This is a genomic window from Allobosea sp. GW821-FHT09G06 (assembly GCF_059416005.1).
In genome coordinates this window covers 853946-870338 of record NZ_JBWKOI010000001.1, presented here as the reverse complement: position 1 = coordinate 870338, position 16393 = coordinate 853946, and the positions used below count along the sequence as shown (strand labels likewise).

Here is a 16393-nt window from a genome sequence, read left to right as displayed (position 1 = left end):
AGGCGGAGAGAACGAAGCAAATGCTGTTCGATGAGTGGCCAGTCGCCAAGGCCCAAACCGTAAGCTATCCAGAGGGCAAAGCGGGTGACAGTGAAACTGTAAGTCACCGGCGAGATCGCCTGCGTATCGCGCGTCCTAACGATCCGCCAAGCCGGGGGACGAAGCTGATGGTAGAGCACAGTGCAGCGCATGTTCCGATGACTGCGATCCAATTCATCGCGGGCGCCTAAAGAGATAGGCGTCGGGTGTCTACCCGAGCCTTGCGCGGATGGGCCTAAACATCCGCCCGATTTTTCGAAGTCTGGCGGTCGCTCGACGCAGATCGCGCGCATGGGCATCAGGCCGCCGATCGGCATTTGACGTCGGATGAGTCTTGATGTGGTCACGGCATTCCGCGAACGTGAGAACACCATTTCAGATCGGGGACCGTTATTTTGCCAACCGCCTTTCCTGAAGTCTCCATCCACTATGAGCCCGACGAGCAGGTTGAGCGCATCAAGGCGGAGGTGATACGCAAGCTCTCCTATTCGCTTGGAAAGGACCCGGCCGTCGCGCAGGCGCATGACTGGCTGACGGCAGCGATTCTCGCCGCGCGCGACCAAGTTATCGACGTTTGGCAGAAATCGACCCGCGAGAGCTATGCGACCGGCAGGAAGCGGGTCTACTACCTCTCCCTGGAATTCCTTATCGGCCGCTCGCTCGCCGACACGCTGAACAATCTCGGCCTGACCGGGGCGATGGCCCAGGCGCTGCGGGAACTCGGCGTCGACCTCGCCGATATCGAGAACCTCGAACCTGACGCCGCGCTCGGCAATGGCGGCCTCGGGCGCCTCGCAGCCTGCTACATGGAGGCCATGGCCTCGACCGGCGTCCCGGCGCTCGGCTACGGCATCCGCTACGATCACGGACTGTTCAAGCAGCGCATTGACGGCGGCCGGCAGATCGAGGTTCCCGAAGACTGGCTGTCCTTCCGCAACCCCTGGGAGTTCGAGCGGCGCGAGAGCGCCTACAAGATCGGCTTCGGCGGATCCTTGGCCGCGACCGAAAAGCCCGGCCAGGTGTTCTGGGCCCCGGAGGAAACGGTCTTCGCGGTCGCCTACGATACGCCCGTCGTCGGCTGGCGGGGGCGCGGCGCCAATACCTTGCGCCTGTGGCGCGCGCGGGCGATGCATCCGCTGTCTCTCGACGCCTTCAACCAGGGCGATCTGTTGGGAGCCGTGGCTGAACGCAATCGCGCGGAAGCGATCTCGAAGGTGCTCTATCCCAACGACTCGACCCCGGTCGGGCAGGAATTGCGCTTGCGGCAGGAATTCTTCTTCACCTCCGCCTCGTTGCAGGACTTGATCCGCCGGCACTATCGCCAGTTCGGCACGCTCCAAAACCTGGCCGACAAGGCATCGATCCAGCTCAACGACACCCACCCTTCGCTCGCGGTGGCAGAGCTGATGCGCCTGCTGATCGACGAGCACGGGTTCGAATGGGAGCGCGCCTGGGAGATCACGACGGCGACGATCTCCTATACCAATCACACGCTCCTGCCCGAAGCGCTGGAAACCTGGCCGGTCGCGCTGATGGAGCGGCTCCTGCCGCGCCATATGCAGATCGTCTTCGGCATCAATGCCCGCTTCCTCGACGGGGTCCGCCGCGACGCGCCCGATTCCGACCTCTCCTCCCTCTCGCTGATCGACGAGTATCACGGTCGGCGTGTGCGGATGGCGCATCTCGCCTTCGTCGGCTCGCACAAGGTCAACGGCGTCTCGGCCCTGCACTCGAACCTGATGAAGGAAACGGTGTTTGCGCCGCTGCATCGGGTCTTCCCCGACCGGATCACCAATGTCACCAACGGGATCACGCCGCGCCGCTGGCTTCTCAACGCCAATCCAGGTCTGACGAACCTGCTCAAGGAAACCTGCGGGGAAAAGGTCTCGGACGATATCGGATTGATCCGCCAGTTCGCGAAACATGCCGACGACCCCTCGGTCCACGACCGGCTGGCCACGATCCGACGCGAGAACAAGCTCAGCCTCGCGAAGATCATCCGCCAGGATTGCGGCGTCACGGTCGACCCCACCGCTCTCTTCGACGTGCAGATCAAGCGCATCCACGAATACAAGCGCCAGCTGCTCAACATCCTCGAGACGATCGCCCTCTACGACGCCATCCGGTCCGAGCCCTATCGCGACTGGGCGCCGCGCGTGAAGATCTTCGCCGGCAAGGCCGCCTCGAACTACGCAACCGCCAAGTCCATCATCAACCTGATCAACGACGTCGCCACCGTGGTGAACAACGACATCAGCACGCGCGACCGGCTCAAGGTGGTGTTCCTGCCGAATTACAATGTCAGCCTCGCCGAGACCATCATCCCGGCTGCGGACCTTTCGGAGCAGATCTCGACGGCCGGCATGGAGGCATCCGGCACCGGTAACATGAAGTTCGCGCTGAACGGAGCCATCACGATCGGGACGCTCGACGGCGCCAATATCGAAATCGGCGAGCGCGTCGGCGCTGACAATATCGCGATCTTCGGTATGACGGCGGAAGAGGTCGAGGCGACGCGGCGCAATCCACGGCCGAGCACCGAGATCATCCGCGCCTCGGCTCATCTGGAGGGCGTTCTCGATGCGGTCTCCGGCGGCGCCTATTCCCCGCGCGATCGCGACCGGTATACCGGCTTGGTGGACAGCCTCCTCGCGAATGACTGGTTCATGGTTCTCAATGATTTCGAGAGCTATCGCCTGACGCAGCGGCGGATCGACAGCCTCTGGGCCGACCAAGCAAAATGGTGGCGCATGTCGGTGAACAACACCGCGCATTGCGCATGGTTCAGCGCCGACCGCGCTATCGGGGAGTATGCCCAGCGCATCTGGAACCTGCCGGCCTCGGTTCCGGGGCAAGGCTGATGCCTCGGCGTCGCCGGTGAGGATCAGGCCCTGCCCGCGGCCGGTGCGCATGGGCCCTTCCATCGTAGATGGTGGGGTCTGCCTCGCCGTCTACTCGCACCATGGCAGCCGCGTCCTCGTTTCCGTCTTCGACGAGTCCGGCGAGACGGAGCTGGCATCGCTCGCGCTGCCTTGCCGGGGCGGGGACATCCATCACGGCCTGCTCGAAGGCGCCGGAGCGGGGCTGCGCTACGGCCTGCGCGTCGAGGGACCGTGGCAGCCCGAGCACGGCCACCGGTTCGATCCGGCGAAGCTGCTCGTCGACCCCTACGCGACACGGATCGACCGCCCGTTCCGCTGGGATCCAGAACTCGCCCGTCATGGCGCGGAGACATCGGCGCTGGTGCCGCGCTGCATCGTCCAGCCCCTGCCCGCACCCCTGCCGGCGCTGGGCGACGCGCAGAATGCCGCGGCCCCTCCCAGTTTCATCTATGAGCTCGCCGTCCGATCGTTCAGCATGCGCCATCCGGACGTGCCGCAGACGCTCCGCGGAACGCTCGCTGCCCTGCGCGAGCCCGCCATCATCGCCCATCTCCAGGGATTGGGCGTCAGCCATGTCGAGCTGATGCCGGTCGCGGCCTGGATGAATGAGCGCCATCTGCCGCCGCTCGGGCTCGCCAATGCCTGGGGCTACAACCCCGTCAACTTCTTCGCGCTCGATCCACGTCTCGCCGCCGGCGGGCGGGCCGAGCTGGCAGCGCTCTGCTCTGCCTATGCCGGCGCCGGTATCGGCGTGATCCTCGACATCGTCCTGAACCATACCGCCGAAAGCGACGAGTTCGGCGCCACGATCAGCCTGCGCGGCCTCGACAATGCCGTCTATTACCGCCATGCGGCCGACGATCCCGGCCGCCTCGTCAACGATACCGGCTGCGGCCATACGCTGGCGCTCGACCGGGCACCCGTGGTGCGTCTGGCGATGGATTGCCTGCGTTACTGGCTGCGCCTCGGCGTCAGCGGCTTCCGCTTCGATCTCGGAACGGTGATGGGGCGGACGGAAGCTGGCTTCACGCCCGACGCGCCGCTTTTCGCGGCCATCCTGCAGGATCCGGAGCTTTCGCGCGCCATCCTGATCGCCGAGCCCTGGGACATCGGCCTAGGCGGCTACCGCCTCGGCGAGTTCCCTGCACCCTTCGCCGAATGGAACGGGCGCTATCGCGATGATGTCCGTCGCTTCTGGCGCGGCGACGGCGGCGCGGCGGGCGCGCTTGCGACACGGCTTACCGGTTCCTCCGATCTCTTCGCTCGCGACCATCGCGGGCCGCGCGCCAGCATCAACTTCATCGCCGCCCATGACGGCTTCACGCTTCGCGACCTCGTCTCCTACGAGCGCAAGCACAACCAGGCGAATGGCGAGGACAATCGCGACGGCGACAATGACAGCCATAGCTGGAACACAGGCATCGAAGGTCCGACACGCGACGCGCGTCTCGAAGCCGCACGCGGTCGCGACATCAGTGCCCTGCTCGCAACGCTCTTCCTCTCGCGCGGCATCCCGATGCTGACGGCCGGCGATGAGTTTGGGCGCACGCAGAACGGCAACAACAACGCCTATGCGCAGGACAATCCAACATCCTGGCTGGACTGGGAGCGCGCCGACGACGAGCGCATAGCCATCGTCGCGTCGCTTGCAGCGCTGCGTCGCCGCCACCCGCTTCTGGCAGGCGAGACCTTCCTGACCGGCAGGGGCGAGCCACCGGACGCCGCCTGGCTGAAACCTGACGCAACACCGATCGCCGATCAGGAATGGGTGAGCCTCGATGCGTTCTGCCTGCTCCTCGCCGGCAGCGACGAGAGCCTCCTCATCGCCGTCAACCGGAGCCGCGAAACAGTGCCCCTGACGCTTCCGGCGGGGCGATGGGAGCGGCTGTTCATCTCCGATGATGCTTCGGAGACCGTGCTTTCCGCCCGCAGCGTCGCGCTGTGGCGGAAGGCCTGATCACATCAGCACGATCAGGGAGCGGGGCGAGAGCGAGATTTCCTGATCCGCCTTCAGCCCTTTCCTGCCTTCATCCGAGTTCGGGCCGGTCTCCGTATCCAGCACCACCGACCACGAGCCCGCCTTTACCCGCGGCGGGACCTTGAAGACGACCTCGCCGTCGAAGGCGTTGAACAGGATCAGCGCCTCGTCGCCGCCCGCCTCGACATCCGGCATATGCATCAGCAGGCCGATCGCGAGCACGCCGGGATCATCCCAGTGCTCCTCCAGTTGCTCGCCACCAGCCGGATTGACCCAGCGCAGCAGGCAGCCGTCGCGAAAGGACGCCCGGCGGAAAATCGGATGCTCGGCGCGCAAGGCGATCACCCGCTTGACGAAGCCGGCGAGCGCGTCGTCACGCCCTGTGATCTCGTCCCAGCGCATCCAGGCGGTCTCGTTGTCCTGCGCATAGACGTTGTTGTTGCCGCGGTTGGAATGGCCGTGCTCGTCGCCGGAGAGCAGCATCGGAGTTCCGTGGGACAGGAGCAGCGTCGCCAGGAGGTTGCGCTTCTGGCGCTCGCGCACCGCGATGATGCCTTCGTCGTCGGTCGGCCCTTCCACACCGTGGTTGAACGAGAGGTTATGGCCGTGGCCGTCCTTGTTGTCCTCGCCGTTCGCCTCGTTGTGCTTGTCGTTGTAGGAGACGAGATCAGCCAGCGTGAAGCCATCATGGGCGGTGATGAAGTTCACACTCGCCCAGGGCCGCCGGCCCCGCTGGTCATAGACGTCCCCTGATCCGGTAATGCGAGCTGCAAGATCGCGGATGATCCCCTCCTCGCCTTTCCAGTAGGCGCGGATCGTGTCGCGGTACTTGTCGTTCCACTCCGCCCAGCCCGGCGGAAAGCCGCCAACTTGATAGCCGCCTGGGCCGATGTCCCAGGGCTCGCCAACGAGCTTGACCTTGCGCAGGACCGGGTCCTGCCCCATCGCGTCGAAGAACCCGCCGCGCGGATCGAACCCGTGCGGCTCGCGGCCGAGGATGGTGCCGAGATCGAAGCGGAAGCCGTCGACTTCCATGACCTCGACCCAGTAGCGCAGCGAATCCATCACCATCTGGAGGACGCGCGGGTGCGAGGTATTGACCGTGTTCCCGGTGCCGGTGTCGTTGATATAGTAGCGCGGCTCGCCCGGCATCGTGCGGTAATAGGAGAAGTTGTCGATGCCCTTGAAGGAGAGCGTCGGTCCAAGCTCGTTACCTTCGGCCGTGTGGTTGTAGACCACGTCCAGGACGACCTCGAGCCCGGCATCATGAAAGCGGCGGACCATGTCGCGGAACGAGGACAGGCCGGCTCGCCCGAGATAGCGCGGCATCGGCGCGAAAAAGCCGATCGTGTTGTAGCCCCAGTAGTTGGACAGGCCCTTGGCGACGAGGTGATGGTCGTCGAGATAGGCATGCACCGGCAGGAGCTCGACCGCGGTGACGCCGAGACTCTTGATGTAGTCGATCACGGCCGGCTCGGCGAGACCGTCGAAGGTGCCGCGGCGTGCTTCGGGCACGGCGGGGTGCAATTGCGTGAAGCCGCGCACATGCGTCTCGTAGAAGATGGTCCGGTCCCACCCGATACCGGGCGCGGCGGGACGCTGCGGATCTGCATTCCAGTCGACCACCACGCATTTCGGCATGTAGGGCGCGCTGTCGAATTCGCTGAAGCTGAGGTCGCGGTCGTCCCCGGCGCCTATCTCGTAGCCGTAATGCGCGTCATTCCAGTCGACGGCGCCGGAAAACTCCCGCGCATAAGGATCGAGCAGCAGCTTGTTCGGGTTGAAGCGATGCCCCTCCTCCGGGGCAAAACGACCATGGACGCGATAGCCGTAGCGTTGCCCGGGCCCGACGCCCGGCAGGTAGCCATGGAAGATCTCGTCGGTGTATTCCGGCAGCGTGATGCGCGCGGTTTCCGTCTGCCCCGCCTCGTCGAACAGGCAGAGCTCGACGCGCTCGGCATGGGCCGAGAACAAAGCGAAATTCGTCCCCTCGCCATCGACCACGGCGCCGAGTTCCGAAGCCCGGCCGGGCCTGATCTCAAAACCCGTCATGTCGCACTCCCGCCATGTCACAGCACCTTCGCGTCGAGCGTGCAGAAGGGAGGATCATCGCCGCAGGGCGCTCCATCTTCGCCGTGATGGCAGCAACGTGGTGGTGCTAAAGCGGTTCCGGATCGCTGGCCCCGTTCTTGCCTAAATATTTCGCCGCGCTGCCGGAACCTGGTTCGCGGCGGCCTGTTGTGCTTCGCGGATGCCGAGGGCGTGACGATGACAGATGTGCTTAAGCTGGCCGAGATCGGAGGCGCGCCTGCGACGTCCGGCCACGCGTTGCATTACGCGCCCGCTGTCAAGGACGACATTGCCGACCGCCCCTCTCCGATCGCAGCCACCACGAAATTGCTCTTCGTCACCTCCGAGATGGGCGACTTCATCAAGGCCGGCGGTCTCGGCGAGGTCTCGACCGCTTTGCCCCGGCAATTGCGGAAGTTCTGCGAGGTGCGCGTCCTGCTGCCCGGCTTCCGGCAGGTCCGTAAGGCGAGACCGGCGATGGATGTCGTCCGGCAGATGCCGCGCGTAGCCGGCCTGCCGCCATGGTCGCTCGGCCGCTTCACCACAAGTGACGGCCTGATCGTCTATACCGTCCTCTGCGATGAGCTCTATGACCGTGACGGCTCGCCCTATGGCCCGTTCGGCGGGGGCGATTTCGGCGACAACGACATCCGCTTCGGACGGCTATCGCTCGCCGCCGCGGAGATCGCCGCCGGCGAGGCCGACCCGAACTGGAAGCCCGACGTCGTCCATGTGAATGACTGGCCTTCCGCCCTTGCACCCGGTTACATGCGCTGGAAGGGCCTCGCGACCCCGTCGATCCTGACGATCCACAACCTAGCCTATCAGGGGCTATACCACCCGCAGCGCATGCGACTTCTGGGCATCCCGGACCTCGCCTTCAACATCAACGGCGCCGAATTTCATGGCAAGATCTCGTTCCTGAAGAGCGGCATCTATTACGGCTCTCACGTCACCACAGTGAGCGAAACCTATGCCAATGAGATCACCACCGCCGAGCATGGCTGCGGGCTCGACGGCCTTCTCAAGACACGGATGCACGAAGGCCGGCTGACCGGAATCGTCAACGGCATCGACGACAGCTGGAATGCGCTGATCGATGGCGGGCGCACCGGCGACCAGATTATCCGGCAATGGAAGCGGCGCAACGCCGCCGACATCCGCCGAACGTTCGACCTGCCGGATTCACGCGGCCCGCTCTTCTCGATCATCTCCCGCCTCGTCCACCAGAAGGGCATCGATCTCTCTCTGGAGGCTGCCGAGACGATCGTTGCCCAGGGCGGGCAGCTCGTCGTGACCGGACGCGGTGAGCCGCGCATCGAGGAAGCCGTCGAGAAACTGGCGCGGCGATATCCGCGCGCCGTCGCCGCCCGCATCGGCTTCGACGACAACGAGGCAAGGCGGCTGTTCGCCGCGAGCGATTTCCTGCTGATGCCCTCGCGCTTCGAGCCCTGCGGGCTGAGCCAGATGTATGCGCAGCGCTCGGGCGCCTTGCCGATCGCCTATCGGACGGGCGGGCTCGTCGACACCATCGAAGACGGATTGTCCGGCTTCCTGTTTTCCAGCCTCACCGGGGCGGGGCTGACCGGGGCCGTGGCCCGGGCACTCGAAGCCTTCCGCTCCAAGCGGTCGTTCAGGCAAATGCGGGATCACGCCATGGCCAAGCGCTTCGACTGGCGCCGGCCGAGCTTCCGCTATGCGGATGTCTATGCCCGCGCGCTCGCCGCCTGATTATGGCGATCAGGCGGTGCCGTTCAGTATTTCCGAGCGAATCCAACTCAGGCTTTTGCCTTCGGGGCGGATTTGCTCGCCCCCTTGTTTCCGGTAGCCGCCTTCTTGACCGGGGCGGTCGCTTTCGGCTTGTCGTTCGCGGTCGCGGATACCTTGGCCTTGGTCGGCTTCGCCGCCTTGGCGGGTTGACCGGTGCTCGCAGGGACCCGCTCTTCGGCCAGTCGCCAGTGCTCGGCATCGCGGCCTTCGGGCTTACCCTCGGCCTCCCAGATCGCATAAGCGGTATCGCGGACGATCTGTTCCCGGCTCATCATCTGTCTCCTCGAAAGGCGGCTGAAACGCGGTGGATGAACGGCAGCAGGAGTGGTTGGTTCCGCCGACCGCCCCCGCCTTTCGGCGAGGGTGTGGTTGCGGAACGGAGACCAGTTCGGCTGCGTTGCATCATCGCCGATTCCACCTCCCGGGCGGAACACCTCTCGTCTTTCGGATAAGCCCGTTTATGCGCCAGTCTGCACCGTCTCTGCCCGCCCTGCCTCAACACGATCGGGTGTTGCTGGAGGAGGGGCGCCATCCCGACCCCTTCGCCATCCTGGGTCGCCACGACTTCACCGGTGGCAGCTTCGTGCGGGCGTTCCTGCCCGGCTGCAACTACGCCGAACTTGTCACCGGAGAGGGCGAGGAACGCAGCGCGGTGCCGATGATCACGCAAGGTGACGGCGTCTTCCAGGTATCCGCCCCGACGGAAGGCTCCTACCGGCTGCGCATTTCCTGGCCCGACGGCATCGTAGAGGCGGCCGATCCCTACGCCTTCGGCCTGTCACTGTCGGAGGACGATATCTATCTCTTTGCCGAGGGGCGCCATTTCGACCTTTCGACACGGCTCGGCGCCAATCCGTGGTCTTTCGACGGCGTCGAGGGCGTGCTCTTCGCCGTCTGGGCACCGAATGCCGCGCAGGTCGCGGTCGTTGGCGATTTCAACAGCTGGGACGCCCGCCGCCACCCGATGCGACGCCGGCTCGGGCCCGGCATCTGGGAGCTGTTCATCCCCGGCATCGGCCCGGGCGCCGTCTATAAATATGCGATCACCGCACAGAATGGCGAAAAGCTGCCTTGGAAGGCCGATCCGCTCGGACGCCGGCACGAGGAGCCGCCCCGCACCGGCTCCATCGTCGCCGCTGCGCCGGATTTCAGCTGGAGCGACGCCGCGTGGCTGGAAAGGCGCGAGCATGCGAACCCGATAGCGGAGCCACTCGCCATCTACGAGGTTCATGTCGGCTCCTGGCTCAGGACCGAATGGGGCCGGATGGGCAGTTGGGACGAGGCCTGCGACAGGCTGATCCCCTATCTTGAGCATATGGGCTTCAGCCATGTCGAGCTCTTGCCGATCACAGAGCATCCCTTCGGAGGTTCATGGGGCTATCAGCCGCTCGGCCTCTTCGCGCCCACGGCAAGACTGGGCCCGCCCGAGGCCTTCGCCAGATTCGTGGATCGTTGCCATGCGGCCGGTATCGGCGTGATCCTGGACTGGGTGCCTGCCCATTTCCCCTCGGACGAGCACGGGCTCGCGCGCTTCGACGGAACGGCCCTCTACGAGCATGAGGATCCCCGCCAGGGCTTCCACCGCGACTGGAACACACTGATCTACAATGTCGGCCGGCGCGAGGTTCGGGGCTTCTTGATCGCGTCGGCGCTCTGGTGGCTGGAGACCTTCCATCTCGACGGACTGCGCGTCGATGCGGTCGCGTCCATGCTTTATCGCGACTACAGCCGCGAGCCCGGCGAATGGGTGCCGAACCATCTCGGCGGTCGCGAGAATTTCGAGGCGATCTCCTTCTTCCAGGAGCTCAACACGCTCGTCGGCGCACGCGGACGCGGCGCCATCACCATCGCCGAGGAATCGACGGCTTGGCCCGGCGTCACAGCGCCGGTCCATCATGGTGGACTCGGCTTCCACTTCAAATGGAACATGGGCTGGATGCACGACACCTTGCGCTATTTCGCACGGGATCCGATCCATCGCGGCCATCACGGCGACGACGTCACCTTCGGGTTGATCTACGCCTTCTCCGAGAATTTCGTGCTGCCGATCTCGCATGACGAGGTGGTGCACGGCAAAGGCTCGCTCCTCTCCCGCATGCCCGGCGACGACTGGCAGCGCTTCGCCAATCTGCGGCTGTGCCTTTCCCTGATGTGGACCCATCCCGGCAAGAAGCTGCTGTTCATGGGCTGCGAGTTCGGCCAGGAGGAGGAATGGAACGTCGATGCGCCCTTCCCCTGGCCTTCGGACGATGACGGCCGCCGTCGCGGGGCCATGCAACTGGTGCGCGATCTCAATGCGCTCTATCGCGGCACCCCTTCCCTGCACCGGCTCGACCACAGCTCGGAGGGCTTCGGCTGGTTGATTGCGGATGACCAGCCCAATGCCGTCTTCGCCTTCACGCGCTCAGCCGGCGACGGCAGGCCGCCGTTCCTGGTGATCGCCAACATGACGCCGGTGCCGCGCCACGATTACCGGATCGGTGTCGCTGCCGCGGGAGCCTGGGCGGAGCGTCTTAACAGTGATGCGGAAGGCTATGGCGGCGCCGGGCTCGGCAATGGCGGGCACGCGATGGCGGAACCGATAGCATCGCACGGACAGGCGCAGTCGCTGTCGCTGACCCTCCCGCCGCTCGCGCTGCTCGTATTGGAGCATGCGGGAGCGGTCGCATGACCGATGACATCCTGCGCCAGCTCGCCACCCGCGCCGGCATCGCGCCCGAATGGACCGACCAGACCGGCGCGCTGCGCCAGGTCACGCCCGACAGCCTGCGCGCGATCCTGCGCGCGCTCGGCCTGCCCGGCGACACCGACGAGGCTTTGCGCAATTCGCTGGCCGCCGTCGAAGCACTTCCGCCCTCGGGATCGACGCGCTTCCTGACCGGGCGGGTCGGGCAGCCGATCGACCTCCCCATCGCCAGCAATGAAGACGCGGATATCGAGATGATCCTGGAGGATGGAACGCGCCGCGTTCTCCAGGCGGAAAGGGCTGGCGAGCGCCTGCTTCTACCTGCCTTCGATCAGCCCGGTTACCACACTATCCAATTTGGCGTTGAAGCGATCACCGTTGCGGTTGCACCGGCGCGCTGCGTCACCTTTTCCGACTTGTCCGGAGGCCGGCCAGGCTGGGGTCTTGCGGCGCAGATCTATTCCTTGCGCAGCGCCCATGACGGCGGGATCGGCAATTTCGCCGGCGCGGCCGCGCTGGGCCGGGCAGCCGCCGGCCGTGGCGCCGATGCCCTGGCGATCAGCCCGGTTCATGCGCTCTACGGCGCGCTGCCCGGTCAGTTCAGCCCGTACTCGCCCTCGACGCGACTGTTCTACAATCCGCTGCACGCCGATCCTGCGGCTGCGTTCCCCGACGCTTTGCTGGCGACCATCGCCGCGCAAGCCGGCCTTGACGAGGAGATGGAGCGGCTCTCCGGGCTCGACCAGATCGACTGGCTGGCCGCGACGCCGCTCCGGCAACGGTTCCTGCGCGCGCTCTTCGATCAACTGGACAAGGCCGGGGAGAGCCGCGCCGCCTTCGAGCGCTATGCCACGGAGGCCACGCCCCTGCTGTGCTCCCACGCGATCTTCGAGGTCCTGCATGCCACCGAACTGGCGCGCGACCCGACCGTGCGGTCCTGGCGCGACTGGCAGCCCGGCTATCGTGACCCCGACAGTCCGCAAGTAGCGGCCTTCGCCGAGGCCCATGCGGGCGATGTCCGATACCAGATCTTCCTGCAATGGCTAACGAGCCTGTCCTATGGCGCTGCTCAGCAGGCCTGCCGGGAAGCCGGTATGGTCGTCGGGCTCATCGCCGATCTCGCCATCGGCATGGACGGCGCCGGCAGCCATGCCTGGAGTCGCCAGGACGAGGTGTTACACGGGCTGAGCATCGGCGCCCCGCCCGACTATTACGCCGCCGATGGCCAGAACTGGGCGCTGACAACCTTTTCGCCGCGCGGCCTCGCGGCCAGCGGCTATGCGCCCTTTATCGAGACGCTGCGGGCGAGCCTGCGCCATGTCGGCGGCATCCGCATCGACCATGTCATGGGCATGAGCCGCCTCTGGCTCGTCCCGGAAGGCGCGGGCGCGCTCGATGGCGCCTATGTCAGCTTTCCGTCGGAGACCCTGTTCCGTTTGATCGCGCTCGAATCCTGGCGCCATCGTGCCATCGTCATCGGGGAAGATCTCGGCACGCTGCCCTACGGCTTCCGGGACTATCTGCGCGAGCAGGGGGTGGCCGGGCTTCGCGTACTACGCTTCGAGCGGACACAGCATGGCTATGTCCGGCCCTCGGATTGGGATCGCGATGCGGTGGCGCTGACCAGCACGCATGACCTCGTGCCGACCGCCGGCTGGTGGGCCGGCTCCGATCTTGCGGCGGATGACGCCGGCGAGGCCGAGGAGGCGAGGGCCTGGGATCGCGGCGTGCTCTGGGGTGCGTTCAGGGATGCCGCCCTAGCGGAAGGCGAACGCCCGGCGCCCGAGCATACGGACCCTGTTGTCGATGCGGCGATTCGCTATGTCGCGGCGACGCCCTGCACACTCAAGATCGCGCCGATCGAGGATGCGCTGGGCCTGCGCGTGCAGCCCAATGTCCCCGGCACGACCTTCGAAAAGCCGAACTGGCGGCACCGGCTTGCCGGCGATGCCGCCCATGCGCTCAATGGCGCCCATCTCGACGAACGGTTGGCGCCGCTGGGTGCCAGACCGTCGCGCTGATGGCTCAGGCGTGCGCGTGCCTGTCGGCGCCGGATGGTCGCCTGGCGATGTCCATTGTTTCGGTGACACAGCGATAATGCGCGATGGCGTCGCGCAGAGCGGCGCTTTCGATCGCGTCCGCCGAACCGGGCATACAGATGCCCAGAACCTTCAGACGGGATTGCGCTCGCAGCATGTCGACAGGAGAGCGGATCGGGGCAACTTGCATGGCTCACCTCCGGCGGCTGAACGCGCGTCGGAGCGTCAGGTTCCGTTCCATGCTGACGGTTTTGCGGAACCGTTTCCGAAACCTTCGCCGCGGCGGACCGGAGGCGAACCCAAGGGCTTGAAAGCGCGTTGGGAGGAAGGCGGCGGCCCCGGATCGGCCGGCGGAAACGGGGGTATCGTGACGCAGGCACATCTGGTGCGGGCCACCTATCGGCTGCAGTTCCACAAAGGCTTTCCCTTCGCGAGCGGGGCCGCTCTTGCCCGCTATCTCGGCCGGCTCGGGGTCAGCCACGTCTATTCCTCGCCGATCCTGGCCGCTCGCGCCGGCTCTCTGCACGGCTACGACGTGATCAGCTATGACGCAGTCAACCCGGAGCTCGGCGGCCTCGACGGCTTCCACACCATGGCCCGAGCCCTCCGGGCCGAAGGGCTGGGGATCATCCTCGATATCGTGCCGAACCACGTTGCCGTCGGCGGCGACGACAATGCGATGTGGCTCGACCTGCTCAAGAACGGGCGCAGCAGTTCCTATGCCGGCTGGTTCGATGTTGATTTCGAAGAAGCAGACCCGCTGCTCGACGGGCGCATCCATATGCCGTTCCTCGGGGAGCCTTTCGACGAGGCGCTCGAAGCTGGAAAGCTCGCGCTGGTCGAGGACCCGGAGCGTCACGGCTTCGCCATACGCTATGGCGAGCACCTCTTTCCGATCCGACCGGAGGATGACGCGGAGGCCCGTGATGCCCTAGCGAAGACGCGGCGCGAGCCCGAAACCCTGCGCACCTTGATCGAGCGCCAGCATTTCCATCTCGACTACTGGCGCAATGCCGGCGACCGGCTGAACTGGCGCCGCTTCTTCGATATCACGCAGCTCGCCGGTATGCGGATGGAGCGGCCGGACGCCTTCGACGCAGCCCATCGCATCGCCTTCTCGCTCTACGAGGAAGGCTGGATCGACGGGCTCAGGATCGATCATGTCGATGGACTGTCTGATCCGGCCGGTTACTGCGCGACCCTGCGGGCCCGGCTCGCGGCGCTGGCGCCCCGTCGCCCGGACGGGGCCGCACCGGGCCCAGCCTGGATCGTGGTCGAGAAGATCCTGGCTTCTGGCGAAGTCCTGCCCGCCGATTGGAAAACCGATGGGACGACGGGCTACGACTTCATGGACCAGGCAAGCGCGGTCCTCCATGCCGACGATGACGAGAACCGGCTCGGCCTGTTCTGGTCGGAGCTCAGCGGGCGGCCCGCGAGCTTCGCCGACGAGGAGATCGCGGCACGCCGCGAGGTGCTGGAACATGCCTTCGACGGGCAACTGGAAGCGATCACGGCTCGCCTGATGGCACTGGCGCAGGCGGCGGGCCGCGAAGCCGACATTCCGCGCGGCGCCATGAGACGTGCCATCACGGCCATCGCCTGCAACATGCGCCGTTACCGAACCTATCTGACCGGCGCGTCGGCTCCGGAGGATCCCGGGCTCGGCTTCACCGAGGCTGTCGCGGCGGCGCGCGGCCAGCCGCAGGCCGAGCTCATCGCGATCGACTTCGTGGTGGCCGTCCTGACCGGAACCGAAGTCGCATCGGAACAGCGTGCCAGACGTGCGGTAATCCGGCGATTCAACCAGCTTACATCGCCGCTGGCCGCGCGCAGCGTCGAGGATACCGCGTTCTATCGCTATGGCCGCCTGCTCTCCCGCAACGATGTCGGTTTCGATGCGGCGCGCTTTGCGCTGCTGGTCCCCGACTTCCATAGCGCCATGGCCGATCGCGCCTGTCTCCAGCCCGATGCCATGCTCGCCCTCTCGACGCATGATCACAAGCGCGGCGCCGATGTTCGAGCCCGCCTCGCGACGCTCAGCCAAGATCCGCAGTCCTGGATGGACGCCGTCCAGCGCTGGTTCGCGCTCAATGACCCGATCCGCCCGGAGGGGTTGGATCGCGGCGACGAATACATGCTCTACCAGATGCTGATCGGCACCTGGCCAGCAGGCGGGATCGCCGACGATTATCCCGACCGCATCGGCGGGTGGTGGCAAAAGGCATTGCGCGAGGCGAAGCTGCGCACGGGCTGGGCCGCACCGAACCAAGACTACGAGCAACTGACCAGGAATTTCCTGCGCGCCCTGCTCGATCGGAATGTCAGCCCTGGCTTCCGCGAGGCGCTGGAGCGCCATATTGCATGGATCGGGCCGGCAAGCGCCCTCAACGGACTGGCGCAAATGGTGCTCCAATGCACCGTGCCCGGCATTCCCGATATCTATCAGGGCGGTGAGTTCTGGGATTTGAGCATGGTCGATCCCGATAACCGCCGTCCGGTGGATTTCGCGGCGCGTCAGGTGGCCCTCCTGCAAGGCGAGGATGAAGATCACCTTCGGGCCGATTGGAAGAGCGGATTTATCAAACAGATCGTACTGCGGAGGCTCCTCACCACGCGGCGCGATCATTCCCGACTTTTCCGGAGCGGTCGCTATCGCGCCCTTTCGGCGCACGGCCCGCGGGCGGAGAACCTGATCGCATTCTGCCGCGAGACCGAAAAAGAGGCGCTCGCGGTGGTCGTGCCGATCGGTTGTCCGGCCGGGGTCGACGACGGGCTTTCCCTGCGAGCGGAATGGTGGGCCGATACGACAGTCGCGTTGCCTTCCGTATCCGGAACCTGGCAGCCGCTCGTGGGGGGACCGGCTTCAGGCGAAGCAATCATGCTTGCGGATGGAAGCTTCGGCTGCCGGGTGCTGCTCGGCAACCGCTAA

8 protein-coding genes are annotated in these 16393 nt (G+C 65.9%); 6 read left to right on the top strand and 2 right to left on the bottom strand.

Annotation, left to right across the window (positions count from 1 at the left end):
* The first annotated feature begins 434 nt into the window (after positions 1–434).
* Together AC07NY_RS04125 and glgX (AC07NY_RS04120) are read left to right on the top strand one after the other, a co-directional pair.
* On the top strand, positions 435–2900 hold the full coding sequence (locus AC07NY_RS04125) for a glycogen/starch/alpha-glucan phosphorylase (RefSeq protein ID WP_494582023.1): 2466 nt from the start codon (positions 435–437) through the stop codon (positions 2898–2900).
* Between the two features lie 49 nt (positions 2901–2949).
* Entirely contained in the window at positions 2950–4878 is a 1929-nt protein-coding gene (glgX, locus tag AC07NY_RS04120; RefSeq protein ID WP_494582021.1) for a glycogen debranching protein GlgX, read from the top strand.
* On the opposite strand, the gene glgX (AC07NY_RS04115) is transcribed toward glgX (AC07NY_RS04120), so the two are convergent.
* Positions 4879–6951, bottom strand: coding sequence for a glycogen debranching protein GlgX (glgX, locus tag AC07NY_RS04115; protein WP_494582019.1), 2073 nt, complete (start codon positions 6949–6951; stop codon positions 4879–4881). It lies immediately after the preceding gene.
* Positions 6952–7167: 216 nt separating this feature from the next.
* Between glgX (AC07NY_RS04115) and glgA the strand changes: the two genes are divergently transcribed.
* Positions 7168–8700, top strand: a complete 1533-nt coding sequence (glgA, locus tag AC07NY_RS04110; protein ID WP_494583670.1) for a glycogen synthase GlgA — start codon at positions 7168–7170, stop codon at positions 8698–8700.
* Positions 8701–8747: 47 nt separating this feature from the next.
* On the opposite strand, the gene AC07NY_RS04105 is transcribed toward glgA, so the two are convergent.
* Positions 8748–9011 carry a DUF2934 domain-containing protein gene (locus AC07NY_RS04105; RefSeq protein ID WP_310094102.1) on the bottom strand — a complete coding sequence of 88 codons (264 nt, stop codon included), beginning with the start codon at positions 9009–9011 and terminating at the stop codon, positions 8748–8750.
* A gap of 188 nt (positions 9012–9199) precedes the next feature.
* Between AC07NY_RS04105 and glgB the strand changes: the two genes are divergently transcribed.
* The 3 genes from glgB (at position 9200) to treY (ending at position 16393) form a co-directional block, all read left to right on the top strand.
* On the top strand, positions 9200–11410 hold the full coding sequence (gene glgB / locus AC07NY_RS04100) for a 1,4-alpha-glucan branching protein GlgB (protein ID WP_494582017.1): 2211 nt from the start codon (positions 9200–9202) through the stop codon (positions 11408–11410).
* Positions 11407–13446, top strand: coding sequence for a 4-alpha-glucanotransferase (malQ, locus tag AC07NY_RS04095; RefSeq protein WP_494582015.1), 2040 nt, complete (start codon positions 11407–11409; stop codon positions 13444–13446). Before glgB ends, malQ begins: the two co-directional genes overlap by 4 nt.
* A 76-nt stretch (positions 13447–13522) precedes the next feature.
* Positions 13523–16393: a malto-oligosyltrehalose synthase gene (treY, locus tag AC07NY_RS04090; RefSeq protein ID WP_494582014.1), complete on the top strand. Its 2871-nt coding sequence runs from the start codon at positions 13523–13525 to the stop codon at positions 16391–16393.